Source organism: Sphingomonas panni, from assembly GCF_022664435.1.
GTDB lineage: Bacteria > Pseudomonadota > Alphaproteobacteria > Sphingomonadales > Sphingomonadaceae > Sphingomonas > Sphingomonas panni.
The window spans coordinates 94,407-119,428 of sequence record NZ_JAKREU010000003.1 but is presented as its reverse complement, the minus strand read 5'-3'; the positions used below and the strand labels follow the sequence as shown (position 1 = coordinate 119,428).

General features: G+C 64.7%; 18 protein-coding genes and 1 pseudogene. 4 read left to right on the top strand and 15 right to left on the bottom strand.

Annotated elements, in window-relative coordinates:
* Positions 1-47: 47 nt before the first annotated feature.
* Positions 48-638 carry a DUF1826 domain-containing protein gene (locus MF609_RS07605; protein WP_242415716.1) on the bottom strand — a complete coding sequence of 197 codons (591 nt, stop codon included), beginning with the start codon at positions 636-638 and terminating at the stop codon, positions 48-50.
* A complete protein-coding gene (locus MF609_RS07600) occupies positions 635-1,870 on the bottom strand; it encodes a GTP-binding protein (protein ID WP_242415715.1) in 1,236 nt (411 codons plus the stop codon). Before MF609_RS07600 ends, MF609_RS07605 begins: the two co-directional genes overlap by 4 nt.
* A 146-nt stretch (positions 1,871-2,016) precedes the next feature.
* On the opposite strand from MF609_RS07600, the pseudogene MF609_RS07595 reads away from it, so the two are divergent.
* Positions 2,017-2,112, top strand: a pseudogene (locus MF609_RS07595) (GTP-binding protein); the annotation flags it as partial.
* A 92-nt stretch (positions 2,113-2,204) separates the two neighbouring features.
* Here MF609_RS07595 and MF609_RS07590 read toward each other — a convergent pair.
* The 6 genes from MF609_RS07590 to MF609_RS07565 all read right to left on the bottom strand — a co-directional run bounded on the left by MF609_RS07590 (position 2,205) and on the right by MF609_RS07565 (position 16,210).
* Positions 2,205-3,767, bottom strand: a complete 1,563-nt coding sequence (locus tag MF609_RS07590) for an alkaline phosphatase D family protein (RefSeq protein ID WP_242415714.1) — start codon at positions 3,765-3,767, stop codon at positions 2,205-2,207.
* Between the two features lie 23 nt (positions 3,768-3,790).
* Positions 3,791-6,055 carry a TonB-dependent receptor gene (locus MF609_RS07585; RefSeq protein WP_242415713.1) on the bottom strand — a complete coding sequence of 755 codons (2,265 nt, stop codon included), beginning with the start codon at positions 6,053-6,055 and terminating at the stop codon, positions 3,791-3,793.
* A gap of 662 nt (positions 6,056-6,717) precedes the next feature.
* Positions 6,718-10,101, bottom strand: a complete 3,384-nt coding sequence (locus MF609_RS07580) for a glycosyl hydrolase 2 galactose-binding domain-containing protein (protein ID WP_242415712.1) — start codon at positions 10,099-10,101, stop codon at positions 6,718-6,720.
* Positions 10,098-11,399, bottom strand: a complete 1,302-nt coding sequence (locus MF609_RS07575) for a sugar porter family MFS transporter (RefSeq protein WP_242415711.1) — start codon at positions 11,397-11,399, stop codon at positions 10,098-10,100. The genes MF609_RS07580 and MF609_RS07575 overlap by 4 nt, the downstream gene beginning before the upstream one ends.
* The gene (locus MF609_RS07570) at positions 11,396-12,898 is read right to left on the bottom strand and encodes a tryptophan halogenase family protein (protein ID WP_242415710.1); all 1,503 of its coding nucleotides are present in this window, start codon (positions 12,896-12,898) and stop codon (positions 11,396-11,398) included. Before MF609_RS07570 ends, MF609_RS07575 begins: the two co-directional genes overlap by 4 nt.
* A gap of 228 nt (positions 12,899-13,126) precedes the next feature.
* Positions 13,127-16,210, bottom strand: coding sequence for a TonB-dependent receptor (locus tag MF609_RS07565; RefSeq protein WP_242415709.1), 3,084 nt, complete (start codon positions 16,208-16,210; stop codon positions 13,127-13,129).
* Between the two features lie 330 nt (positions 16,211-16,540).
* Here MF609_RS07565 and MF609_RS07560 point away from each other — a divergent pair, with 330 nt between their 5' ends.
* The gene (locus MF609_RS07560; RefSeq protein WP_242415708.1) at positions 16,541-16,849 is read left to right on the top strand and encodes a hypothetical protein; all 309 of its coding nucleotides are present in this window, start codon (positions 16,541-16,543) and stop codon (positions 16,847-16,849) included.
* 176 nt (positions 16,850-17,025) lie between these two features.
* On the opposite strand, the gene MF609_RS07555 is transcribed toward MF609_RS07560, so the two are convergent.
* Positions 17,026-18,984, bottom strand: coding sequence for an ATP-dependent nuclease (locus tag MF609_RS07555; protein ID WP_242415707.1), 1,959 nt, complete (start codon positions 18,982-18,984; stop codon positions 17,026-17,028).
* A 206-nt stretch (positions 18,985-19,190) separates the two neighbouring features.
* Between MF609_RS07555 and MF609_RS07550 the strand changes: the two genes are divergently transcribed.
* Both MF609_RS07550 and MF609_RS07545 read left to right on the top strand, forming a co-directional pair.
* Positions 19,191-19,487 (top strand): hypothetical protein, encoded by a 297-nt coding sequence (locus MF609_RS07550; RefSeq protein ID WP_242415706.1) that lies wholly within the window; start codon positions 19,191-19,193, stop codon positions 19,485-19,487.
* A gap of 166 nt (positions 19,488-19,653) precedes the next feature.
* Positions 19,654-20,460, top strand: a complete 807-nt coding sequence (locus MF609_RS07545; protein ID WP_242415705.1) for a coiled-coil domain-containing protein — start codon at positions 19,654-19,656, stop codon at positions 20,458-20,460.
* Positions 20,461-20,511: 51 nt separating this feature from the next.
* Here the strand turns inward: MF609_RS07545 and MF609_RS07540 are convergent, their stop codons facing one another.
* The 6 genes from MF609_RS07540 to MF609_RS07515 form a co-directional block, all read right to left on the bottom strand.
* The gene (locus MF609_RS07540) at positions 20,512-20,979 is read right to left on the bottom strand and encodes a hypothetical protein (RefSeq protein ID WP_242415704.1); all 468 of its coding nucleotides are present in this window, start codon (positions 20,977-20,979) and stop codon (positions 20,512-20,514) included.
* A 127-nt stretch (positions 20,980-21,106) separates the two neighbouring features.
* A complete protein-coding gene (locus MF609_RS07535; protein WP_242415703.1) occupies positions 21,107-21,727 on the bottom strand; it encodes a hypothetical protein in 621 nt (206 codons plus the stop codon).
* 142 nt (positions 21,728-21,869) lie between these two features.
* On the bottom strand, positions 21,870-22,748 hold the full coding sequence (locus MF609_RS07530) for a 3'-5' exonuclease (RefSeq protein ID WP_242415702.1): 879 nt from the start codon (positions 22,746-22,748) through the stop codon (positions 21,870-21,872).
* Between the two features lie 57 nt (positions 22,749-22,805).
* Positions 22,806-23,342 carry a hypothetical protein gene (locus tag MF609_RS07525; RefSeq protein WP_242415701.1) on the bottom strand — a complete coding sequence of 179 codons (537 nt, stop codon included), beginning with the start codon at positions 23,340-23,342 and terminating at the stop codon, positions 22,806-22,808.
* Between the two features lie 90 nt (positions 23,343-23,432).
* Positions 23,433-24,368, bottom strand: a complete 936-nt coding sequence (locus tag MF609_RS07520) for an AAA family ATPase (RefSeq protein ID WP_242415700.1) — start codon at positions 24,366-24,368, stop codon at positions 23,433-23,435.
* Entirely contained in the window at positions 24,368-24,982 is a 615-nt protein-coding gene (locus MF609_RS07515; RefSeq protein ID WP_242415699.1) for a hypothetical protein, read from the bottom strand. The genes MF609_RS07520 and MF609_RS07515 overlap by 1 nt, the downstream gene beginning before the upstream one ends.
* Positions 24,983-25,022: the final 40 nt, after the last annotated feature.

Genomic DNA, 25,022 nt, shown 5'->3' with positions numbered 1-25,022 from the left:
GCTTCAACGCGGCTGGTAGCGACTGACGGCAGGGCGACGTCCGCCCGTTACCCAATGGCCCGACCGGGCAGCGGATCGATCGCCAGCACGAGACGGCGCTCGCCGGTCGCCTTGATCGGTGGGGAGCGATGAAGAAGGGGAGGGGGGTCGAGCAGCAACCGGCCTTTGAACACGCCCACCGCGCCGGTCGGGACGTCGCGGACCGCATCGGTGGCATCGGCGCGGCACCATTGCGTGCCCGGCCCGACATAGGTGCACAGCAGCCGGAGCGTCACGAAGTCGGCGTGGAAGCGGCGGCAGGCATCGGTTTCGATCACGTCCAGTCGCAGCTGCAACCGGTCCTCGCCGGTCAGTGCGGCATGGCGTCGCGCCAACAGTCCGATATCCTCGGCAAGGAGGATGGCGACGGGATCGGCATAGCCTGCGTCGACAAGCGCGCCACCGATCGCTTCGTCGGCGGCGATGTCGAGCGACACATCGTCGACCGTGTCGAGGTCGAGGGACGCCAGCGCGGCGCGCAGCGTATCGGGCAGCGACCGCGACCAGATGGCCAGGGCGGCATCGGACCGGGCAATGGCGTCCAGCGAAGCGCACTCGTGGCCGAACGCGACGATGGCAGCGGGCATGGCAAGGCTCATTCGGCTGCCTCCAGCCGCTGCTCGCCCCACGCGGGGAAGGGGTCGCGCAAGCCAGTCCACAGCGCCGGGGTGAAGGCGGCGGCGGGCACGAGGCAGGCGTCCAGTCGCGCGCGGATCCTGGCCTCGTCCATGCCGATGCCGATGAAGACCAACTCCTGCCGACGGTCGCCCCAGATCATGTCCCAATGCTTGGCGACGAACGCCTCGAACCGGCCGTCATCGGGCCATTGGTGCTTGGGGATCGACGCCCACCAGCGCCCCATGCGCGCGGTTTCGGTCTGGCTGCCCGCCACCGCCAGCTCGCCCACCCAGTCCGGGCGCGTCGCCAGCCAGAAATGCCCCTTGGCGCGCACCACATGGTCAAGCCCGCCGTCGGTCAGAAAACCGTGGAATTTCGCCGGATCGAACGGCTGAAGCGCGCGATAGACGAAGCTCTCTATGCCATATTCCTCGGTCTCGGGCTGATGATGGGCATAGCCATACAGCTCCTTGGCCCAGAGCGGGTGGCGCGAGGCCTTCTCCTCATCGAACAGCCCGGTGGCGAGCACCAGATCCAGATCGACGCGCGAATGATCGGCGGGCACGATGACGGCATCGGCGTTGAGGCTGGCGACCAGCTTCTTCACCACGGCCAGTTGCTCGGCCGACACCGACGACGCCTTGTTGACGACGACCACATCGGCGAACTCGATCTGCTCGACCAGCAGGCCGACAAGGCTACGCGTATCCTCCTCGCCCATCGTCTCACCCCGGTCGGCGAGGAAGTCCTGGCTGGAATAGTCGGCGAGCAGGTTCACCGCATCCACCACCGTCACCATCGTGTCGAGCCGCGCGACATCGCCCAGTGACACCCCGGCCTCGTCGCGGAACGAGAAGGTGGTGGCGACGGGCAAGGGCTCGGAGATGCCGGTGCTCTCGATCACCAGATAGTCAAACCGCCCCGCCTCGGCGAGCGTCCGCACCTCCGCCAGCAGGTCGTCGCGTAGCGTGCAGCAGATGCAGCCATTGGTCATCTCGACCAACGCCTCCTCCGACCGCGACAGCGCCGCTTCGCCGCCGCGCACCAGATCGGCGTCGATGTTCACCTCCGACATGTCATTGACGATCACCGCGACCCGCCGCCCCTCGCGATTGGCCAGGATGTGATTGAGCAGTGTCGTCTTTCCGGCACCCAGGAAACCGGACAGCACCGTCACCGGCAGGCGATTATCGTGCGGGGAATGGCTTGCCATGTCTGTCATCCGATGTGATACGTTACAACATCACATAATCATGAGTTTTAGCTGATGTCCAGTAGCTTCCCGATCACGGGCGATCACCCACCTCGCTGGCTCGAAGGGGGCGCCGCAGCCCCCGTCTGCCCGATGGAGGAACAGGCATGAGCGGCATTCTGGCGGAGGTTGGCGCGCGTATTCCCGTCTCGGTGCTGACCGGCTTCCTGGGCAGCGGCAAGACGACCGTCCTCAACCATCTCGTTCGCTCGCCGGGCATATCTTTCGACGAGGGATACCCCCGTTCGAGAAAGCTCGGGCGTGCTCCCGACGGCGATCCGTGCAGCTTGCCCCGTCAGGCAAATCCCGGTCGCCCGGCGGCCACCTCCGCCCGGTGCAGGACCCGGACCTCGCTGCGCGGATCGCGGCGGTCGTTGATGGCCATGCAGCGGACGTCGAGCCGTTCCGGTGTCAGGTCGATGGAGGTGTAGCCGCGGTTCGCAGCGTCGAAGTAGCGGATGTGGGGATTGGCAGGCAGGGCGGCGATGATGCCGTCGGCGGGCGGACCGTTCGACGTGATCGAGGTGACGACGATCTCGCTGGCCACGGCGGGGGTGTTCGGCCGGTCAAAGTCCTGGCGCAGCTCGGTCAGCCAAGCCGAATGATAGTCGCCCGCCAGGGTCACCGGGTTGGCGAGCCGCGTGTCGACCATCGCATCGATCAGCCGCCGCCGCGCCGCGCCGAAGCCGTTCCACGTATCGGTCCACAACAGGGTTTCCGTCGGGGTCGCGACCTTCAACGGGGCGACCAGCAGGTTCTGGACCAGCAGGTTCCAGCGCGCTCGGCTGCGCGCGAAGCCGTCGTAGAGCCAGCGTTCCTGAGCGAAGCCCAGATAGGTACGCGACGGATCGTCGAAGTCCGGGCAGTTGAGCGGTGCCATCCGCCCACGCCGGCTGGCCACTCCGTCGACACAGGCCTGCGGCGAACGGAACTGCCGTCCGTCGAGCGCGTCGAACTGGGCGAGCCGGCCCCAGTGCAGCCGGCGGTTTAGCCGGAAGCTGCCGTCGCCGCGCATCACCCGCGACAGGCGTACCGGCATGTTCTCGCAATAGGCGCGGTATGCGGCGGCGCGGCGGCGCAGGAGTTCGGGTACGGCGGTCGCGCGATCCTGCGACCAGATTCCCGAATAGTCGTTCTGTACCTCATGATCGTCCCACACTGCGACGCACGCGGCGGCGGCGTGCAGCGCGCGGAGGTCCGGGTCGGTCCGGTGCAGGGCGTAGCGGCGGCGATAGTCGGCGAGCGTCCTTGCCTCACCCATGCCATAGCTGCGCACGGTCTGGGCGCGCCGTTCGGGGGCGACGCCGTCTTCGTAAATATAGTCGCCCAGAAACAGGGTCAGGCGGCTTTCCGCGTCTTCGGCCATATGGCGATAGGCGGAGAAATAGCCGAGTTCCCAATGCGAGCAGCTCGCAGCCGTCATGCGCAATCGCGCGGGCATTGCATCGGGGGCGGGGGCGGTCCATGCCCGCCCGACCGGACTCTGCACGCCCAAGGCGGTGAAACGATACCAATGGGGGCGGTCCGGGCGCAGGCCGGTGACCTCGACATGCACCGCGCCGCCATGGGTCGGTAGCGCTTCGGCCGTGCCGTGCGCGACGATCCGCGCGAACCGGTCGTCGGCGGCGACCTCCCAGCGGACCTGCACCGCACCCGATAGGCCGCCCAGGCCGTCGATGGCGAGCGGATCGGGTGCGATGCGGGTCCACAGTACGAAGCCGTCCTGCTCCGGCTCGCCTGCCGCCACGCCCAGTGCGAAGGGATCGGACCGCGTCGCGGCGTGGGCGACCGACAGGATCGCCGGGGCTGCGGCGGCCCCGATCAGGAAACGGCGACGATCGATCGGGGCGACGGGCATGGGCATGTCCTTCGAGAAGGCGGTCAGTACCGGTACGACAGGCGCACGCCGAAGGTGCGCGGCGGATGGATGCCGACGGTCCGCGCGGAAATGAAGCGGTTGCGCGTCTCCTCGATCCGTTCGTCGAACAGATTGTAGACATAGGCCGCGATCGTCAGCGGCGTACCCGGCGGCGAGATGCCGAGATTGGCATTCGCCAGCCAGAAATGGGGAATGCGGGAGGCGTCCGACACGCTGAACCGCTCGGCGCGATAGGCCCAGTTCACTTCGGGTTCGATCTGCCACCCGCCAGCGGGCACATGCAGGGCGACGCGTCCCTTATAGTCGAGATCGGGCAGGGGCAGGCGCTGGCCGGCATTGTTCACATATTGGATGTTCGAATAGGTGCCGGTGGACGGGTTCAGCGTTGCGTTCGATTGGCTGACAAATTCGTCATACTGGCCGTATTTATAGGCGATCGCCTGATCGATGCTCAGCATCGGGACGGGGTTGAAGCTGATTTCCGCTTCGGCACCATACAGGTGCGACCGCGGCACGTTCAATATGCGGCCGACGCGGGTCGTCGTGGTGTAGAGTACGCCCTGCAACTGCTGGTTGAGATAGTCGTAGTAGAAGGCCGCCAGAGTCAGCCGGAGCTTGCGGTCGAACAGTTCGGATTTCACGCCCACCTCGTAGGCCTTCAGCACTTCGGGATCATAGGGGTCCAACTGCGCGGGCAGGCCACTGTTGTAGGTCGTGAAACCACCCGACTTCACCCCGCGCGAGACGCTGGCATAGGCGTGCGCCGTATCGCCGAATTGCCAGTCGAGCAGCGCCTTGCCCGACCATTCACGCATCTGCAGCAGCGGATTGGCGGTCGCTCGCAGCGTGTATGCCGGCGCGATGATCTCACTGCGGAAGTCGCTCAGCTCGCGCCGTTCATATTCGTACCGCGCGCCTGCTGACAGGCGCAGGCGGGGCGTCAGATACTGTTCGACGTTGCCGAACAGGCTGACGGATTCGACATGCTGATCGTAGCTGGTCTTCCAGAAATTGCGAAGCGACCGGAAATCGGAAAAGTCCGAATAGAATCCGCCGGTGACCCGTTCACGCGAGACGTACAGGCCACCCAGCCAGCGGAAGTCCCCGCGGTCGGGGGAGGCGATCCGCAGTTCGCCGGAATCGGTCCTGATGCGGTTGAAGAAATACGTGCCCGCTTCGTTCGATGCGGTCGCATCCCAATCGTTGAATTCGCGCCGGGTGAAATCCTCATGGGCGTAGATACCGATCAGCTGCATCGTGCCGAGGTCGCTGGTGACATGGACGCTGCCGCCCTTGCCGATATTGTCGCGAAACGGTTTGGCGTCGGTCCCGACACCCATGATCCGCGCGAACGTCGGGCTGACGCCCCATCCGGTCGTGCGGATGTCGGTATCGGCCTTGTAGGTGGCACCGCGTGCGGAGGTGAAGTCGGTCAGCAGCTGCAGGCCCAGCCCGTCCGACCGGTCGCGGGTATAATGACCGATCAGGTCGACGGTCGTCACCGCATCCGGTGCCCAGCGCAGGCGCAGGCGGCCGGAGGTCTGGTAGCGGTCGCCGAGGGCTTCGCCGGTGTCGCGGTTGCGTTGCCACGCCCCGCCCCGATCGGCCGACAGTGCGATGCGCGCCGACAGCGTGTCGGTGATCGGCCCGGTTGCATAGCCCTGGGCCGAAACGGCATCGAAGCTGCCATAGGACAGATCGATCCCCGCGCCTAGCTGGTCGCTCGGGGCGTTGCTGATGACGTTGATCGCGCCGCCCGTGCTGTTGCGGCCGTAAAGGGTTCCCTGCGGCCCGCGCAACACCTCGATCCGGGCGATGTCGAAGAACGCGTTCTGCGTGGTCACGCCGTAGGGAAAGGCGACCTCGTCGACATAGACGCCGACGGTGTTGGTATTGTTGGCGGCATAGTCGGTTCCGCCGACGCCGCGCAGCCGGAATTGCGGCTGTCCGCCGCCAAGCTGGCTGTCGACCTCCAGGCTCGGGACCGCGTTTTCGAGGTCGGTGACGTTCTGCAGGTTGCGCTTCTCAAGGTCGGCCCCGTTCAGCACGGTCAGCGCGGCAGGCACGTCCTGCGCCTTCTCCGTACGGCGTTGCGCCGTGACGACGATCTCCTGTCCGTCGGTCGCGGTCGGTACTTCGTCCAGTGCATCCTTTGCCGACGCCGACGCGCCGATCAGCAGCGCCCCTCCTGCTGTCGCGCTAAGAAGCAGATTCCGAAACGCCAGCCCATGCTTCCGTTCTTCAGCCGAACTCTGCAGATTACCCACGACTTGCCCCCACAAAATCAAAAGATCGCATCCGGCACGGGACGCGCGAAGACTGGCCCGACGCAGGCGCGCCAGGGTCAAACGGTCTGTTATCGGTAGTACGACACCTCTCCGGCGCCGGTGGGCGGCAGCTAGACGAGCGATGTGATCCTTTTGTTATTCGGATGCGACAGGTCGATTACGCCTGCGCATTTTCCGATGGGACATTCACGCTGGGGCCGCGGAAGCTTCCGCCCTCGCGAAATCACTGCCGGTAAGGCGCAGGATGCGAGATATGTCTGCGTTCAAAGCCCGCGAACGCGCGGTACGGATGGCCTTCGCGGCGCAATCCCGCAATCGGCCATGTCCGTCCGATGCGCTCGTGCCGGGCGGAAAGCCCGTGCGATCCGTGAGAGCATAGCGATACCGAATGTGCCGTCTTCGGGTTGATCCCAATTCCCGGCTCGGCCTCGCCAGCCAAGTTCGACAAGCCGTATCGCTGCTGGGACGATGCGCGCGGCCGTCGCGTGCGCGCCGAACCTGTCCCAGACAGCCTCCTTCGATTCCGACGAAAGGATCACATCATCCAAATATCGGGATCGAGCACCCGGTCTCCGATCTATAGCCAGCGATCGGAACCGGGTGCTTCTCCCAACAGATTTCCTCTCCGTCGAGGATCGGGATTATCGGCGAACTTCCGTTTCCGAAATATTCCACCCGCGCAAGGTTACGGTCGGCGCGACGTTCTCCAGCGATGCGGGATAGCGGATGGTGACGGTGCGGTTCTCGCCCGGCAGGAGGGAGATATAGTTGTCGCTGTAGAAGGAGGGGAGTATTCGCTTGCCGTCGGGGCCGAGCAACGTCAGCTTTGCGTTGAGCGCTGGAACCGGTCCGTCGTTGGAGAGGGTGACCGTTATGGTGCGATCGGCACCGTCCACCACGGGCGCGGCCATCCGCGTGGTTAGCTTCGCCGGGGCGAGGCCATTCAGTGCTTGATAGGATGCGGCATCCCGTCCCCGCCAATAGAAATTGTCCGACACCAGCCGACCCGCCGCATCGCTGAGGGTCAGGCGAACCAGCACTACCGGATGCGCGGCATATAGCGGGTCGAGTGGAACGGCAGCCAGCGGGGTCGCCCGGTTGGCGAGCGCGTCGACCGGTACGGTGCGGGTGAACAACTCGCTATTGTCCAGCCCGACGACCCGCACGGTCGCGGTCAGCCCCTTGGCATCGGACTGCGTCGTGTTCAGCACGACCAGTTCGTTGCCTGGCAGGTTCAGCTGGACGTGGAGCGGCTCCGCGGCCTTCTTCGCCCCGTAATAGGCGGCGTGGGTGTCGTAATCCCACGAATAGAGCTGCCACGCATTCGACGGCCATGCCGGATGCGTCATCCACAGCAACCGGCCGCTGTTCTTGGTCCACAGATGGCCCAGGAACCCCTCGTACATCGCCTTGTGCGTTTCGAGGTTCATCATCTGCGCCTTGCGTTCGAAATCGGCAAAGTCCTTGCCGGGGCCGAACATCGTGGCCAGCGTCTGCATGAAGGTCTTCGTGTCGCCGTTCCCGGCGAAATGCCAGTCGTGATAGGCAAGCACATCGCCCAGCGGCCAGCGATCCGCCGGCGGCACGTAGGAAGCGATCGATTCCGCGGTCGAGAAGGACGGCGTGCCGGTCTCGACCGAAAAACCGGTGGCGAGATCGGTGAAATAGCCGACCGGCGCACGGTAATTGTATGGACCCGACCCCTGCAGATTGACGACGTTCGAGCTGCCAGTGAACCAGCGGGTGCCGTCCAGCTGGAACACGGCATCGTCCAGCCCTTCGTTCAGCGTCGGATAGGGCACGCCTTCGTTGCGGCCGAACCACAGGATGATCGACGGGTGGTTGCGATAGCGGGCGATGGTGTCGCGCGCATTGGTCAGGAACAGCGCGGCATCGTCCGGCTCGATCTGGAAATTCTGGGTCGATTGCCAGAAATCGTTCAGGACCATCATGCCGTTTTCATCGGCCAGGTCGTAGAACTCCTCCTCGGTATTGGTCCCCATCCAGTTGCGGATGACGTTCATGTGCGCCTCGCGCTGGAGGCGGAAGAAGGGGGCGAGCCAGTCGTAGCTGACCCGCTTCATCGCATCGTCCATGCCCCAGTTACCGCCGCGCGCGGCGATGCGGACGCCGTTCACGCGGATGGTGAGATGCGGTTCGGGCAGGGTTTCCGCAATCGGGGTAACCGCCTTCGACACCTCACCCGCAGCGGTCAGCGATTCCGCCCATCCGGTCGGCGATTGCTTGATCGCACCGTGGCGGACATCGATCAGCTTCTGGCCCGACAAGCCGCCATCGGTGGTCTGCACATTGACGCGGCGAAGCGCGCCCTTCGCATCGAACAGCGACAGGTCGTAGCTGACTTCGCGAATGCCGAAGCGCTGCGCCTTGCTGTCCGACACGCCGTTCGCGTCGCTGACCTGATAGGTCGCGTGATAGAGATGCGGTTCGCCATAGCCGTTGGGCCACCAGAGCTTCGGGTTGGCGACACGCAGCGCGGGGAAGTCGGCGGGGGTGAAGCGCACCTCGCTGCGCCCGGTCGGCGCGGTCACGGCCTTTTCGACCGACACGCCCTCGAACGCGACCTTCACCGTCACCTGGCGCGCGGGGCCGCTATTTTCGATCGGCACGGTGACATGCACGTCGGCGCGGTCGGTGCGCGGCAGCGGCAGGTCGGTGACGACATGCGGGTCGAGGATGCGGACGTTCCCATGCGCCACCAGCTCGACCGGCCGCCACAGCCCGGTATTGCGGTCGCGGATGCCGGGAATCCAGTCCCACCCCTCGGTCGCGACGAAGGTCGGGCCATCGATCGCCAGCTGCCCACCATTCTCGCCGACGCCGCCTGCCACCGATTGTTCGTGCGGGATGCCGGGGTGGGGCGGGGGTGAGACCTTCACCGCGATGACATTTTCACCGGCGACCGGCACGATGTCGAACTGCCCGCGGATGAAGGCACCGCGCGTGCTTCCCAGCTTCGCGCCGTTGAGCCAGATGTCGGCGGCATAGTTGATGCCCCCGAACACGATGGTCAGCTTCTTGCCGGCAGCTTCCGCCGGCACGGTAAAGCGGGTGCGGTACCAATAATCCTGCCGCGCCAGCTTTTCCGGGATCTTCAGGTTGTTGAGGCCGTAATAGGGATCGGGATAGACGCCGCGATCGACCAGGGTCTGCAACACCGTGCCCGGCACTGTCGCCACGCGCCATTCGCCCTTCGGATTGCCCGGCCGCGACAGCGAGGCGCCGTCGCCCGCCACATCGGGCGCGGCGGCGAGCTGCCAGCCATTGATCTGCCACCGGCCTGGCGCGGTCGCTTGAAGCGCAGGCGCGCTCGGCAGCGGTTTGGCGACGGGCGCGGTGTACGCGTCGCCCTTCGACTGCGGCAGGGTCCATGGGTCCTGCTGCTGGGTCAGGCCGATATTGGCCTGTTTCTGGAACGGCCACGCGACGCCGACCTCCCACAGCTGCACATTGGCGAAGTCGGGGCGCGGCATCGCGGCGATGTCAGTAGCCGACAGTTCACGGTCGTGCAGCGTCACGCCGACCAGCGTACCGCCGAAATGGGGCTGGCCCGGCACCGCGCGCGCGACGTGCAGCACGCCGGTCGTCGCGGCAGAGCGTGCCGCCCCGGTCGCGACGCGGCGGCCATCGACATAGAGCGTGGCGCGGGTGCCGTCCGAAACGGCGGCGACCTGCGTCCAGCGGCCGGACGCGATGGCGGGACCGGTCAGCGTGGCGCTGCCGTCGGTCAGCATCAGGCGTCCGTCCTTCAGCGCAAGCACACGTGCATCGCCGAGCGCCACCAGCGGCACCATGCCCGCCTGTCGCGTATCGCCCTTAACCCACAGGGTAACGCTGTACGGCGCACCGGCCTGCGTCACCGGTCCCTCGACCGGGCGTTCGATGCCGATCCCGCCGGTCAGGAAGCTGGCATTGTACGGCCCGCCATTCACCGGCACCTGTGCGCCGACGACGCCTGCCCCCGCGACGCTGGCCAGCAGTGCGGCGATCATGCCCAGTTTCATGCAATCGTCCTTTTCGTCAGGTCGGCGCTGATCGCTTCGAGATCGCGGCCACGGGTTTCGGGAAAGAAGCGCCACACCAGCAGCGCCTGCAGCAGCATTGCGGCGGCAAAGCCCCAGAAGGGCAGCGCGCGGTCGAACTGCGCGATCAGCGGGAAGGCGAAGGACAGGACGGCATTGGCGACCCAATGCGTCGCGCTGCCGATCGCCTGTCCGCGTGCGCGCACGTCGGTCGGAAAGATTTCGCTCAAGTACACCCAGATCACCGCGCCCTGCGACATGGCGAAGGCGGCGATGAACAGGATCAGCAGCGGCAGCAGCAGCGCGGGCGATGCCGCGCCCATATAGACCAACGCGACCCCGGCGAGTGCGATCGCGGTGACGATGCCGCCCCCGATCAACAGCGGCTTGCGCCCCACCCGGTCGATCACGCCCATGCCGATGACGGTCGCGATCAGGTTCGCGACGCCGATCGCGATCGCCTGCACATCGCCCGACACGCCGGTAAAGCCGGCCGCGGCAAAGATGTCGTTGAGGTAATAGAGGATCGCGTTGATGCCCGACAGCTGATTGAACAGGCCGATGGCGACGGCAAGCAGGATCGGGGTCGCGTGCAGCCGCCAGTCGAGCCGGCCGGTCCCGCCACTTTCCCCCGCCGGAATCGCGTCGAGGCCGAGGCGCACGGCGGCGCGGTCCGCTTCGTTGCTGCGCCCGCGTGCGGAGAGCCAGCGCGGGCTTTGCGGCAGGCCGGTCAGCAGGATCAGGAACAGCGCGGCGGGCACCGCCGCCACGCCCAGCTTCCACCGCCACGCGATGTCGGGGGCGATCGCCTGCGCGACCAGATAATTGCTGAGATAGGCGATCAGGATGCCCGCGACGATGTTGAACTGGAACAGCCCGACCAGCAGCCCGCGCCGCTTCGCCGAACTGATCTCGGCGATATAGACCGGGACCAGCACCGACGACGCACCGATGGCGAGGCCGCCCAGCAGGCGGAACGCGACGAAGCCGGTCAGCGTCGTGGCGACCGCGCAACCGATCGCCGAGACGACATAGAGGAAGCCGATGACGCGTAGCACGGCAAGGCTGCCCCAGCGGTCGCCCGGCGCGCCGCTGAACAACGCGCCGACCAGCGTCCCCCACAGCGCGGCGGATACGGCAAGGCCCAGCCCCGCTTCGGACAGGCCGTAATTGCTGCGCAGTGCGTCGGTCACGCCCGAGATGACGGCGGTGTCGAAGCCGAACAACAGGCCGCCGAGGCTCATCGCGACGACGGCGCGGGTGTGCGTCGCGCCGCTCATGCGCCGGTCACCCGGTTCAGAAAGGCGCCATGCGGTTCGGCATGGGCCAGCGTCTTGCCGATCGCGTCCCGCATCCGTGCAAAGCTGTCGGCGAGGGTATCGTCGGGGATCGCATCGGCCAGCGGCGAATGGCGCGCGGGCAGGTCGCCGAACCCGGCATAGAGGCTCAGCCAGCTCGGGTCCTGGAACGTATCCCACTCGTTGCGCACGAATTCTCCTCCCGAACGCCATGCGTCCAGCTTGATCTGCAGGGGTTCGGGCGGTTCGACCGCGCGGATCGCCTGCCAGAAGGGTTCGTCCCGGCCATTGGCGAGGTAATGGAGGAACAGGAAGTCGCGCAGCCGTTCGAACTCCAGCACCGATTGCCGGTTATAGGTCGCGGCAAGGCGCGGGTCGCAGTCGCGATCGGGGAACAGCGCGACGAAGCGTTCGAGGCCGGACTGGATCAGCGAGATGCTGGTGGATTCGAGCGGTTCGAGGAACCCGGAGGCAAGGCCCAGTCCGACGACATTGCCCGACCAGAAGCGTTCGCGATGGCCGGTGACGAAGCGCAGCCTGTTGGGATCGGCGAGCGGTTCGCCCTCCAGACTAGCGAGAAGCGCGTCCTCGGCCTCGCCGTCCGTCTGGAAATCGCTGCAATAGACCGAACCGTTGCCGATCCGGTGGCGCAAGGGGATGCGCCATTGCCATCCCGCCTTGTGCGCGGTGGCGACGGTATAGGGGACAGGATCGCCGGGCGCCGCCTTGCACGGGATCGCCACGGCGCGGTCGCACGGCAGCCAGTGGCGCCAGTCGACATAGGGTACGCCCAGCGCCTCGCCCAGCAACAGGCTGCGGAAACCGGAGGCGTCGATCCACAGGTCGCCAGCGACCTCACGCCCGTCGTCGAGCGTCACCGCCGTCACATGCCCACGCGCCGGATCGGTCGCGACTTGGGTGATCCGCCCGTCGACATGCGCGACACGATTGGCGAGCGCCAGACGGCGCAGCAGCGCGGCGAACTTCGCCGCATCGAAATGCAGCGCGAAGTTGAACACGCCCAGGTCATTTGCCGGCCGCTCGGCGGGCGGCAGGAACAGGCCGTTGCGCGCCAGCTGTGTCGCGAGACAATAATCGCCGATCGGCCCGGCACGGCCGGCAGCGTTCAGTTTCAGCCAATATTGATGGAACGCGACCCCGCCCGCGCCGACGCCGTAGAGGCCGAAGGGGTGGAAGAATCGGTGATCCGCTCCACCCCAGCCATCGAAGCGAATGCCGTATTTGATCGTGCCGCCGGTTTCGCGCAGCACATCCGGCTCACCCAGTTCGATCGCCGACAGGAAGTCGCGGATCGCGGGCACCGTCGCCTCGCCCACGCCGACCGTGCCGATCGCCGCGCTGTCGACGACGGTGATCGAGAGGTTGAGATGCACGAGCCGTCGCGCGAGATAGGTCGCCGCCATCCATCCGGCGGTGCCCCCGCCGACGATGACGATCGAGCGGACCGGTTCCTGTGGCATCGTTCCCCCCTGTTGGTGCGTCTCGTCCGTAGCGCTCACCACCGTACCCCCGCACAGGCGGGGGTCCAGAGCCAAGCAGGACAGCGTTTGCGTATGTGGCACTGGACCCCCGCCTGCGCGGGGGTATGGCCGGATGCTGCAAACGTCCTGCCCTTACGCCTCACCCCGGCCTGCGCTCGGCTCAGGCGTGGCGACGTGGCGACGATCCGCCCCGCCGCCGCCCGGTCATCAGAACTTCGCCCGCACACCGGCGATAAAGCGGCGCTCATAGATGTTCTCGTTGAACACCTGATCGGGCCAGGTCAGGTAATAGCGTTCGGTCTCGCCGGTCAGGTTCGATGCCTGTCCATAGAGGCTGAACTGCGGCGTCACGTCATAGCTGATCGACGCATCCAGATAATTGGTGGGTTGCTGATACTGGGCGAGGCCCCGGATACCGCCATAGTTGGACGAAGCGAGACGCTTCGAACGATAGTTATAGGCGACGCGCGCCTGCAACCCGTATTTCTCGAACCACAGTGCCGCGTTCACCTGATGCTTGCTGTTGTCCTGGAACGGCTGGTTGTTGCCCGCCAGATCGACGAGGCCGGCGTCGCCGAGCGACAATGTGTAGTTGGCATCGACACCGAACCCGCCAAGGAAGCCGTTCACGCCGTAATCGGCCAGCGACTGGCGCGCCGATGCCTCGATCCCCTTCAGCGTGCCGCCTTCACCCTGCGCCAGCGTGTTGGTGATGACCGGACGACGGATCACGCCGTCATTGTCGGGAATGTCGTTGCGCGTCTCGGTCGTGGTCGTGATGAAGCTGTCGACCGAGATATAGAAGGCACCGACCGCGACCAGGCTGGAACGGCCGGTGTAATATTCGAGGCTCGCCTCGGCATTGGTCGCGCGCCATGGATTCAGGTTCGGGTTGCCGCGCGAATCCGCGGTCCGCGCCTCGAACCGGGCCGGGTTCACCTGCGTGTTGATCGCATAGTTGACGTTCAGGCCGCCGCCCCATTGCAGGAAGTCGAGCACCGTCATCGTCTTCGAGAAGGCGGCGCGGGCGCGCAGCTTGTCGGTGATGTCGAACGCGACGTTGAACGCGGGCAGGAAGTCGGTGAACTCGCGCTTGGTCACGACGTCACCGGCATCGACTCCGGACACGCCGTAAGGCTGCGGCGCACCGACGATGTTCTGGCGGACGTTCAGGCGGGTGTTGACCACCTGCAAGCCGCCATTGGCGCGGAACGGCATGCCGAACAGCACCCCTTCGCCCGATACCTGGCCGTAGCCCGAAATCTGGCTGACATTGACGGTGAAGCTGTCGGCCGGGTTCACCAGATTCTGGCTGCCCGGGTAGAATTTGTTCTGCCACGCCTCGCTGTCGTCCATCGCGTGCGGGTCGAGCGCATACAGGGCAGGGGCGCCGCCGGCGGGCAGGGCATATTGCTTGATCAGGCCGGCAAAGATCGGGTCGTTGGCCTGTCGGGTATAGCCCGCGGTATAGGCATTGCCCTGCGCATCGCGCACCGCGCACTTGTTGTCGTTCAGGTTGACGTCGAACGCCTTCCACTTGACCAGGCACCCGCCCGCCGGATTGCCGGGATTGTCGGTATTGCCGGCATAGAAGGGCGAGACGCGATCGAAGGTGAACTGGTCGACGCTGCGTTCGCCGTAGCGGCCGCCGAACGACAGCTTGACGCCATTGTCGGCGGTATATTCGCCATCGGCGCGCACCGCCCACAGGTCGCCATTCTGATACTGGTTGCCCTCCGACGAAATCGTCTTGAGACCATAGCGCGACGGATCGGACGCCTGTGCCAGGAAGGCGGGCGAGAAGCCGAACACCGGCGCGCCGCTCGAATAGTCGACGGTCGCGGTCTGGCTGTAGATCTGGTAGCCGGTCGGATTGAACTGGCGGTCGCCACCGACCGACGCCGGATAGTTGCCGACGCCGTTATAGGCCCATTGCGTGCCGTTGGTCAGGCTGAACTGGGTATAGGCCTGGTCGCGCTTGCGCGACGCCTTGCCGTAGATGCCGCGGACCGTGCCCTTGAACTGGTCGCTCGGCTGCCAGTCGAGCTGGACATTGTAGTTCTGCGATTCGCTCTTGGTGCGGAAGGTTTCCGAATAGCTGTCGAAGCTCGGCAGACTATAGGTGTACTCCTGCACCGTGTTGACGTTGTAGCCGTTCACTACCGCGCCGGTATCGCGCGACTTGGTCGGCAGGAACGGCGACGACAACCAGTCGACATTCTGGAACTGGAACCCGGCGGTGCGGTCATATTGCGTCTGGCGGGTGTAGAAGACGTCGGCGGTCAGCTTCAGCGCATCGTTGATCTCGAACTGGAGCGAGGCGTTCGCCCCGAAGCGTTCGCGGTTGGTGATGCGGTTCCACGCGGTGTGCGATTGTGGCGTGATGAAGGCGTCATTGGCATCGCCGTCGCCGTTCACGTCATAGCCGATGATCGTGCCGGCGCCGTTCCGTACCGGGCGACCGCGGCTGACGCCGTTGTTGCCGGTCGCGAACGCGCCCTGGTTGGTGGCGCTGCCGCCTTCGTTGTTCAGCGCGACGCCATAATCCTGAATGCCGCGGAAGCTGTTGCCGAGCGTCAGGTCGCTATAGGCCGCCGAAACCAGCACGCCGAAGCGGCCGCCGTGATAGGCGATCAGGCCGTTGGCCGACGGGCTCCATTTCTCGGTCTTGTCGCCATATTGGCCTTCGGCAGCGGCCGACAGGGTGAAGCCCTGCTTCAGGTCCATCGGCCGGCGGGTCAGCAGGTCGACGGTGCCCGACAGGCCCGCCTGCTGCAGCGATGCGGTCGGCGACTTGAACACGGTCGCGCCCGAAAACAGCTGCGACGGAATGTCGGTGAAGTTGGGCTGCACCGTCGTCACCGAATTGGCGCCGAGGAACTGTTCGCCGTTCATCAGGGTCGTGACCTGCGGCAGACCACGGATGTTGACCGCGCCGCCTTCACCCGCCTCGCGGCGAATCTGCACGCCGGGGATGCGCTGCAACGAATCGGAAATGGTGACGTCGGGCAGCTTGCCGATGTCCTGCGCGCTGATCGCTTCGACCACGCTGGCGGCGTTGCGCTTGATTTCGACCGAGCGGGCCTGCGACGCGCGAATGCCGGTGACAACGATGTCGTCACCGCCGCCGTCGACCTGGGCGGGAGCTGCGGCGGCATCGGCCGGAGTCGCCGTGGCGGCGGGAGTGTTGCCGGTGCTGGTCTGGGCAAAGGCGGCACTCGGTGCGGCGAGGCCGATAATCGACACTGCACCGAGCAATGCCGAACGGACAGTAGACGGATCATAGCGCATGAAAATTCCCCTCCTTGACGTCCAGGCCATCGATCCGTGACCCGATTCAATTAATTAAAGTAATTATTCTTTTATCTGGGCGGTCTGTCAATCTGGTTTCGCTCGAACGCTCTGGCCTGATGACGGCGTCGCGGGGCGCGCTGAGGGAGTTCTACGGCATCGCGCTGGGCGATTTCGTATGAAGATCGGCCGCAGCGGGACGTTTTTCCGAAGCGGTCGGCGATCGTCATCGAGCGTAACCGGCTTTCGGAGGTGCGCGGCGCGATACGCCCGGACCGGGGCTTCCCTCGCGAGATGCAAGGCGCCGGCGGCAAGGACATTACGTCGGAGGTGACAAGCGTCCGCAGCACCCCCTCGGTCCCATCGGTCACGGTCGCCACTGACTATCGCGCGCAGGTCGAACGGCTGAACGAAGCGCTCGCCGATCCCGAGGCCCGGCTGGAGGCAATCCCGGCGCTGCGCGAACTGATCGACCGCATCGTCCTCACGCCCAATCCCAACGGGAGTGGTGTACTGCTGGAGGTCGAGGGACGGCTGGCCGCGATCTTCGATCTTGCCAGCGGCAAGTCGGCTCTGGAGGAACGGCTGTTTGTTATGGAGCGGGTGAAGGGATTCCGTTCCACGATTTGGCCACACTGAAACCCGCAGAAAACTGCGGTTTCTAGATCGTCCGAAAGGCTATGTGCTACAGTTTGGTGCCCAGTTCAATGCACCTTCCATGCGGTAAGCTCGCGCTCCGGGAGGTCCCTTGCTGAGCGATGCGATTGTCGGTCCAAGTTGATCTGAACAGTCTCACGCTGCCTAGCCAACATCGATCAGTCAGCGGCCGGCGCTGGCGCGAGACACGTTTCAAGCAGTTGTTTCAGATCAGGCGCGACCTCGTAATTTGGGGAGATGCGGTACGCATTCAGCAACTTGTCGTCATGGCCATCCGCCTTCACGACCACCTTCAGCGCCGCCAGCAGCTTCTTGCCTTTGACCGTCTCGGGCTGTGCGCCTCCGGCGGCGTTCCACAGGTCATCCGAGCCCGGCGAGCCCCCATCCGGATAGAGCTCGCGGTTCACCAACTTGCGCTTAGCGAAGAACGTATCCTTGGCCTGCCCTATCTTGGCCGCCGCTGCAACGCGCCAGCCCTCGGCAACTTCTGGCGCTACGCCATAGAGGGCAGAGAGATGGGCGGTCGAGCAGAAGTACGCCTCAACATCGCATCCGGTTGTAACCCATGGGAAAGTGCCATCGGTTTTAAAGCGGTCGGCCCACATGGTCGCCTCGTCGGCCGACATGAAGTCGCCGTCCCGATGTATGATAGCTTTGATCTTGAGCTGCCCATCCACGAGCAGCCCGCTCAGCAGCTTGTCTTTCGGCAGATTCTCTATGCCAAAGCAGCGGCACACGACGAGCTGCCGGGACAATTCGGGCCACTGACGGAGGATCGCGCGAAGTGCGGTGTCGTCCTCGTCCTCGACGAAGAAAAGCGCCGATTTGTCGAGACCACCCCACCCGAGGAGACGACGGATAGCTTCGCCATCATCGGTTTCGATCCGTCCGTCGTTCATCCAGACAAGCTGAACCGCAGGGCTGGCACTTCGCGCGATGTGCGGACTGTGAGTGGTCAGGATGATCTGAGTGTCGGTTTCTGCAGCAGCGAGTTCGAGCGCCTCGATGAGCCGCTCTTGCTTGTCTGGATGCAGGTGAGCATCGGGCTCGTCGATGAGCATTATCTTTGGTTCGAAGAGGATTAAGTAGGCGAAAATCTGAATGACCTGCAACAGTCCGGTCGCCGCCGTCTCCAAGGGGCGGTCCTGGTTGCCCAAGCCTGGCGAGGTGTAGGTAGCCGAGATGTGGTAATCCTCGCGTTCGTCGAAGGACACATCGACCTTGATGCCCGGATGAACGGTCCCGATGTAGACGTTCAGTTGCGCGAGCCGCGCTACGCCTCCGCTCTCATCGGTTTCGTTGACCCGGCGGCTGCGCAGGCTCAGCAGTACGTTTCTAAGTACGCCGCCAGCGTCGCCGCTCGCTGCCTGCCGACGCAGCGATGGCTGTGCGAGAATGCTCTCGCGCTCCGACAGTCCCGCGAGGCCGGGGATGTAGGCAGTGATGAACTGGAAGCGCTGCTTGTACGGAGTTACTGCCGCGCCCCCCTCCATGTACGCGGTGATACCACCGCGGTTGCGGGCCGCTCGAATCTTTACTGTTGCTTGGGAACGCTCCTCGCCGATGGGGAGGTGACCGAAGACAACCTCAACCGGTGTGGACGTTTTATCCGTCTTCAGTTCGCTTTTATGGGCCGTGCGCAGGGGTTCGCTCGACGGCACGTAGTCGAGTCGCTCGAACGAGATCATCTCCGTCGTGTTCTTAGGGGCGATGTAGCTGGCGGAACGTGCGGCCCAATGGACCGCCTGGAGGACAGACGACTTGCCCGAGCCGTTCGGGCCGACGAGGATCGTGACCTGTCCCAGCGGGATTACGGCTTCCTGCGTCGCCTTAAAGTTCCGGACAGTGATCGACTCCAGTCGCGTCCAGCGTCGGGCGCGGATGGAGCGCGTGTCCGCGACGCCGATGACAGGCTGCCCATCGCCAATTTCGGTTTCATAGGTTGGCTCCGGTATGTCGCTCACGAAGGCGACCGCGCTCGTCAAATCGCCGGCGTCCTTCAGAATCTGCACTGCTTCACCGGACTCTTCAATCGGAGCGGTGTCCAAGTGCTGCACCGTTGCGATTTCGGCGACAGCAGGTTCGATCGCAGTTTCAGCAAGGTCGTTGTCGTTCAATTCGGTGCCCCTTCAACAGGAAGCATAGGACCCGAGGACGCCAGTGATTACAAGCGCCAACGGGATCGACAGCGTTGCTCATGCCCGTTGGGGGGATTGGGATTCGTCTGGAGCGGAAAGGCAGATAGGGAAGGTCCGCCATCCGCCGACAAGCTTATGCTGCCAGCGACTTGGTACCTCGGACTTGCTTGCATATAATGGGTGCGATGGACGCTGCAGCCCCTTCCCTGACCGGCACGGTACCGCTGGAAACCGAGCGATGTGATGTAATCGGGACGCTGCTTGCCATTGTGTCACGCATCGTCAGTGCGAGTGCTGACCGCCATCGCGGCGGCGCCGGTGTATATCGTTGCCTGCAGTCGATCATCGTGACGCTGTTTTCGATCGGCGTTCTGGTTTGGCTGCGTCTGCAATCGGGCATCCGTCGTATCAGCGCTGCGTTCGACCCACTTGCGCTGCAACGGTTGTTGAATCGTCCGCCCCAACGCTGGGCGGCACCATAACCGCCGTTGTCATCAAATCCCGCGCCTGACCTAACTGGTTCTGGCGCAAGATGACAATGTGCCAGCCGGATCGACCTGTTGAATGCCTTCTTCTGCGAGACCTGCGATATCGCAGGTCTCGCAGGTCTCGCAGGATCAGTCCGGCTCGCCGATGGCGAGTGATACCATGAAGAAGAGTGAGGAATGGCTTCGTCCCAACGTCTTGGCGGGGAAGCTGGAAAGCCTGGTCAAGTCCGGACAGTGGAAACCGGATGGCTGTATCAATCAGGCGGCGGCTCTGTTGGGCGTCGAGCCCAATGGCCTGTTCTATAAAAACGTGAGGCTCTGGAAAGCGGCCGTTGCCGAGAAGGACGCTCCGCCAGTACTCGAAGTCCCGCCCGAAGTCCGCGCGGCGTTTCAGGGCCTTTTCGATCGCTTCACAACGGATGGGATGAATACCCTGCTCAACGCCTTCCGGGACACGGTCAATGCTATACATCGCGGCGCTTCGCTTCGGATAGCGACGGCCGAGCAGGACCTCGACAGGAGCAAAGCCGAGGTAGAGATGCTGACCGATCGATGGATCGAAGCGGAGAAAGAACGCGATGCCGCGAGAAGCCAAAGCGATCAGCTCAGGGCTCAGCTCGATGATGCCCGTCGCCGTGAAGATCGACTGACCGGACGGCTGGAGCAACTTTCCATTCAGGCGGATAAGCCCGCGATCACCAAGGTCGGCGGGGTCGAACTCGGTGCGGGCGATCAGCCTTCGGCTGAGATCAAGTCGAATGACAGGCCGGACGGCAACCATGACGATCGCGAACCCGTTGCTGACACCGACGCCGACATCCAAATACGCAGCGAGCAGCCCGAGACGATAGAAGGGTCGCACAGTAGCGGGGCCGTATCGGCGGGCGATGCTGAACCCGATAAGATGCCGATGGGTGAAATCTGGAGCGGCGGCACCGCTGACGAGCAGGGTAGAATGGAAAGCTGATCCAACAACGCCCGTACTGCCGCCGGCGGCGTCAGTACGGGTTCCATACGCTCACATCCGCTCGAGATTATAAGCCTGCGTGGTCGTCATCCAATCTACCCGCAACAGGAACTCCACCGCGCTCTTTTCCAAATTCCTTGCTCGGATTATCTTGGCATTGGCGAAGGTAACGATGAAATGTTCGGGCAATTCCACGACATCTCTGAGCGGTGTGGCCGATCTGTAGAGCTTGGCGATAGCGGCTTCGGAAAGGATATTTCCTCGAACGACCAGCTTAGCACGCCGATTGCGCATCTCGTCATAAGAAATGCCATTGCACATTTGATACGTCAGCCAAAATCCACAATGATATATGATGCTGCCGTCAGGAAAATCTTCATCTCTACAATCTGGATTTTGATCGGATGATGTGCGGCGAGGTGTGACGCCACGGCCATTTTTCCATCGATCCATCATCGAATCAATGTTCAGGCCGTACCGTGCCAGCCACGCGAGGCCCGCTAGCGAAATATATTCCATTCACCTCTCCTTGCTGATTTTTACGTGCAGCCATCTTGACAGCAGATCTTGCCATCTCGTCCGCGGCCAGTGCCGCGCCACCTTGGATTACGCAAAAGGTGGATAGAAGCCCGCGCGGCTCCATCTTCTACTGTGCGCCGGCTGACGCCTCGGATCGGAAGATCTGCGTATCGACGTCGATCCACAGACGTTGTGCATGACGCTTCAGCGCGCGACGCACGGTGGCGAGATCCTGCATGGACAGGCCAAGGTGGTCGGCAAGCGCCTGCCCGCGCAGCCCGAGGCCGATCCCGTCGATCAGCGCGGCCTGACGCGGCGAGGCAGCGCTGAGCTGGTCGAGGATGTGCTCGCACAGCAGCCGCACGCGTTCGATCTCGATGACGTCGTCGGCCGCCATGACGGTATAGCCGCCCATCGCCATCTGTTCGGCCAGGACCTCGACTGGCAGCGACACGACGTCCTCGCCACGCCGTTCACGCGCGCGGCGATGGGTCGAGGCGATGCTGCGCATGATGCCTGCCAGGAACCGCTCGCCCGACACCCCTTCACGACACGTCCGCGTCGTCAGCGCACCGACGATTGCCGTCTGAAGGAGATCACGCCCTTCACCCGGATAATCGGCGGCGAATTGTTCGGCGCAGCGCGTGATTACGGTGCCGGGTGTCATATCGATCCTGACCAGCTCGGCCTTGATTTCGTCGCGGGTGAGTTGGCGGGCGTCCTCGGCAGGAACGAAGGGCTTGGACATGACGGGTCCTATTTCCTCATGCGCCAATACAAGAATCCGCAGACAGGCTGTCCGCATTTTCCCAGATCGGCGCATGTGAGAGTAGGACCAGCCTTGTCATGACGGCGAGGCTAACGCAGGTTGGTGAAGCAAGGGTGAAGGATCAGGCCGCATCCTGATCCAGCCACGGTGCCAGGACCGCTGCATCATTGGCGGCCTTCGCATATTGTGCGGCGAAGCGTCGATCACGATGCGCCTGCAACGCGGCGATGTACCCCCGTCCCGGTCGCTGTTCGATGACGCGGCGAAGGATGCGATCCTCGACCGCCTCGGCTTCGGCGCGAGGGTCCGTCAGGCGCCGCCAGCGGGCCAGCAACAGTGCGGTCGAGATGACGTCTACCTCGCAGGCGGACGCCACCTCATCCCATCGCCCCGTCTCGATCAGCCGGGGGACCGCGAAGGGCGGACAGGTCAGCTTGCCCGGCAGGTCCATCGCGGCGAGAACCTCGGCCAGATGGATCGGCTTGATCTTCATGCCTGCGGTCAGCGCGCGGGCCAGGTCGATATGGCGGTCGCGGTGGAAACCACCATGCGATAGCCAGCCCCAGCTTCGTGGTAGCGACAGACCGTGCCGCATCGCGGCCGCAATCAGCAGCGGGATGTCATGGACCAATCCCATCCAGGTGCAGAGTTCAGCCTCTGGCGGGGCGTCGGCCAGCACGCGAAGAACGCCGGCCACAACACCGCGTTCATCCAATTCCGGGGCGGACAACGTCTCGAAGCTTCGCACATCAAAGCCGCCCTCAGCATCCTCGACCAGCACCATGATCGACGCGACGCAGAGCGTCTGGAAAATCCATCGCGGACAGGTCAGCGGGTCTTCGCTGCGGGTGTAGCCACGGCGGATTGGTTTGTTCGGCGACGGCGTCCAGCGCTCCATCTGCTGGTAGCGCTGGTGGGCGGTATGATCGAGAACGGCGGACTCAATATCGAGCACGATCCAGCTGCGTCGTGGGCGAGGCGTTGTGGCTTCGAGGGGCATGTAAGGTCTCCAGAACAATCAGGAATTAGCGGCCATCAACTGGTGCCGCCGGGTAAGTCAGGCGAAGCGGACGATCGTCTCGTGCAAGGGCTGCGGGCAGGTAACGGCGGCACCGGTGGCAACGAACTGGTTATCCGGCAGCAAGTCGCCGCTGCGGGTGGCGGCCACCGCCTTGATCCGCGACATCGCCAGCGCACGGCCGTCGCGCACGGCCTTCGGCCGACCCGCCATGCGGATCAGCGAACCCCGCGTGTCGATCGCGAAATGCTCGTCGGTGGAGGTGCTGACCAGGATCACGCGTGCGCGATCGTCCGCAGCGAAGGGAACAAGCCGATCGATGATGTCGACCGTGACCAGATCGCGAAAGGCCACCGCGAAGCCATCCGGTTCCCTGGCGGTGATGGTCGACCATCCCGAATAGACAAGGTCCTTGTTCAGCGCCTGTGCGATACGGCCAAGCTCAACGCCAACCGGCGCTGACATCGTCTGGCCCGAGGTAAATGCGATCGCGTTGTTCACCGGCGCGAAGGTGGGCCAGCCCATCAGCTGACGCAGCGCGAGCATAAAGTTCTGGTGGCGGACAGTCGTTTCCATGGGTACATTCCTTTCTGGTGACGGCCGCTTCCCGGCCGGAGCATTTTTTCCCGTTCCTGACGGTGCTCACCGCACCGCCTTCGATGACCATCAATGGACTTCGCGAAGCCGATGGCGTGCCGACACGGCGACCAGCGTCTCGATCGCCTGGCGCAGGCGGCGTATGGAGCGCGTCCGTCGGAACAGACGCAGCAGCGCGGTCTCGGCGGCTTGCTCGATCTGTGGCAGTGCCGATGGTGGCAGGCCGAGTTGATGGGCGACGTCCCGCCACAGGGCGGGCAGCAACTGCTCGGCATCTTCCGGCCGCGGCCCCGACACGTCGATGACCTCGACCCGCGACAGGAGGGCTGCGGGCAATCGGTCGATGCGATTGCCCGTCATCACCCAGTTAATGTGCGACAAGTCGATCTCGGCGGCGAGGCAGCCGTCGAAGTAGCGGCAGGCACCGGCTCCCTCCAGCATGCCGATCAGCGTCGCGACCGCGTCACCCAGATCGCTCGCGATGGCCTTCTCCACCTCGTCGATGACGATCACCGGATTGGCGGTGTTTGTCCGCTGCATGACCATTGCTGGCAGGCAGGGCTGCGGATGACGAAAGCCCCTCGGATTGCCTGCCAGGACCGCGTTGCTGTTGACCCCGGCGAAGGACAGTACCGCATCGCCACAGCCAGAAAGGACGCCCAACCTGCGCGCCAAGTACGTCTTGCCCGCGCCCGGCGCTCCGACCAGCAATATGGGGCGCAGCGCCAGCCATGGCCGCCCCGCCCAGAGACTCAGCGCGGCGCGTTCGGCGATCCGGTCGGCGAATGCCGCCATCCACGGTGCCTCGGCGCGCAGCGTTGAAGCCAGGCGTGCCTCGCCGCTGCTGCCAGCGCGCTCCAGCATTCCGCCGCCGGCGAGCGGCAGCGGCTGGGTGAGCGACGTATGCTGGGTGGGGATCGAGGTGCTCCATTCGTTGTCCGCCAGACCGTCCGACGGGATCGACCGGCAGGGACGGACATGCGGCATGCCATCGATGATCATCATCACGACCGCACCTCCGTATCCGGGGTAGCGAGCCAAGCTTCGGTGGCGGCACGGACCGGGCCAGTGTCCGGCTGGCCGTCCAGCCACATCCGCCATGTGGCCTTGGCACGGGCGGCAAGATGATCTTCGATATCACCGTGATTGCCGGTCTGGTGCGCGTCGGCGAGCGTGGTGGCCGTCATCGGCACGAACGGCAGACTGGCACGATGGGCGACGGCGTCGAACGAGGTCGCGGCCGAACCGCCAAAGGCGTCGGCGACGTCGACCATTCCGTTCTCCAGCGCCGCGTACAGCCCGCGCAGCATCCGGGCGGCGGCGACCGCGTTGCGCGCGGTGCTGGCGCATTCGATCAGGGCGGGAACGACGATGTCCTCGGCGCGCCATAGCAGCAGCCGTCCGGGCGGATGGCGTAGGCGGTCGGCCAGCCAGGCGATCGTCTGGGCCGGATCATCGGTGACGGTGGTGCTGTCGGCAACGAGATCGAAGCCATAGGTGCCGAAGCTGCGGCGTACCGCGAGCGTCGCAGCGCCGATCAGCAGGGTGCGGGCCGGTCGTTGCGCCAGGGCCGGTTGGCGGATGCAGGCGACGGACAGGACGAGGGTGTCGGTGGTCATGACGGGGGTCCTTGAAATGACGACGGCCCGGCCATCTGCG

Excerpts from the sequence above, each read along its gene's own strand:
- MF609_RS07590 (WP_242415714.1), bottom strand. The coding sequence starts at position 3,767 with ATGCCCGTCGCCCCGATCGATCGTCGCCGTTTCCTGATCGGGGCCGCC.
- MF609_RS07575 (WP_242415711.1), bottom strand. The coding sequence starts at position 11,399 with ATGAGCGGCGCGACGCACACCCGCGCCGTCGTCGCGATGAGCCTCGGC.
- MF609_RS07600 (WP_242415715.1), bottom strand. The coding sequence starts at position 1,870 with ATGGCAAGCCATTCCCCGCACGATAATCGCCTGCCGGTGACGGTGCTG.
- MF609_RS07605 (WP_242415716.1), bottom strand. The coding sequence starts at position 638 with ATGAGCCTTGCCATGCCCGCTGCCATCGTCGCGTTCGGCCACGAGTGC.
- MF609_RS07535 (WP_242415703.1), bottom strand. The coding sequence starts at position 21,727 with ATGTCCAAGCCCTTCGTTCCTGCCGAGGACGCCCGCCAACTCACCCGC.
- MF609_RS07515 (WP_242415699.1), bottom strand. The coding sequence starts at position 24,982 with ATGACCACCGACACCCTCGTCCTGTCCGTCGCCTGCATCCGCCAACCG.
- MF609_RS07565 (WP_242415709.1), bottom strand. The coding sequence starts at position 16,210 with ATGCGCTATGATCCGTCTACTGTCCGTTCGGCATTGCTCGGTGCAGTG.
- MF609_RS07580 (WP_242415712.1), bottom strand. The coding sequence starts at position 10,101 with ATGAAACTGGGCATGATCGCCGCACTGCTGGCCAGCGTCGCGGGGGCA.
- MF609_RS07525 (WP_242415701.1), bottom strand. The coding sequence starts at position 23,342 with ATGGAAACGACTGTCCGCCACCAGAACTTTATGCTCGCGCTGCGTCAG.
- MF609_RS07570 (WP_242415710.1), bottom strand. The coding sequence starts at position 12,898 with ATGCCACAGGAACCGGTCCGCTCGATCGTCATCGTCGGCGGGGGCACC.
- MF609_RS07550 (WP_242415706.1), top strand. The coding sequence starts at position 19,191 with ATGGACGCTGCAGCCCCTTCCCTGACCGGCACGGTACCGCTGGAAACC.
- MF609_RS07520 (WP_242415700.1), bottom strand. The coding sequence starts at position 24,368 with ATGATGATCATCGATGGCATGCCGCATGTCCGTCCCTGCCGGTCGATC.
- MF609_RS07545 (WP_242415705.1), top strand. The coding sequence starts at position 19,654 with ATGAAGAAGAGTGAGGAATGGCTTCGTCCCAACGTCTTGGCGGGGAAG.
- MF609_RS07540 (WP_242415704.1), bottom strand. The coding sequence starts at position 20,979 with ATGGAATATATTTCGCTAGCGGGCCTCGCGTGGCTGGCACGGTACGGC.
- MF609_RS07530 (WP_242415702.1), bottom strand. The coding sequence starts at position 22,748 with ATGCCCCTCGAAGCCACAACGCCTCGCCCACGACGCAGCTGGATCGTG.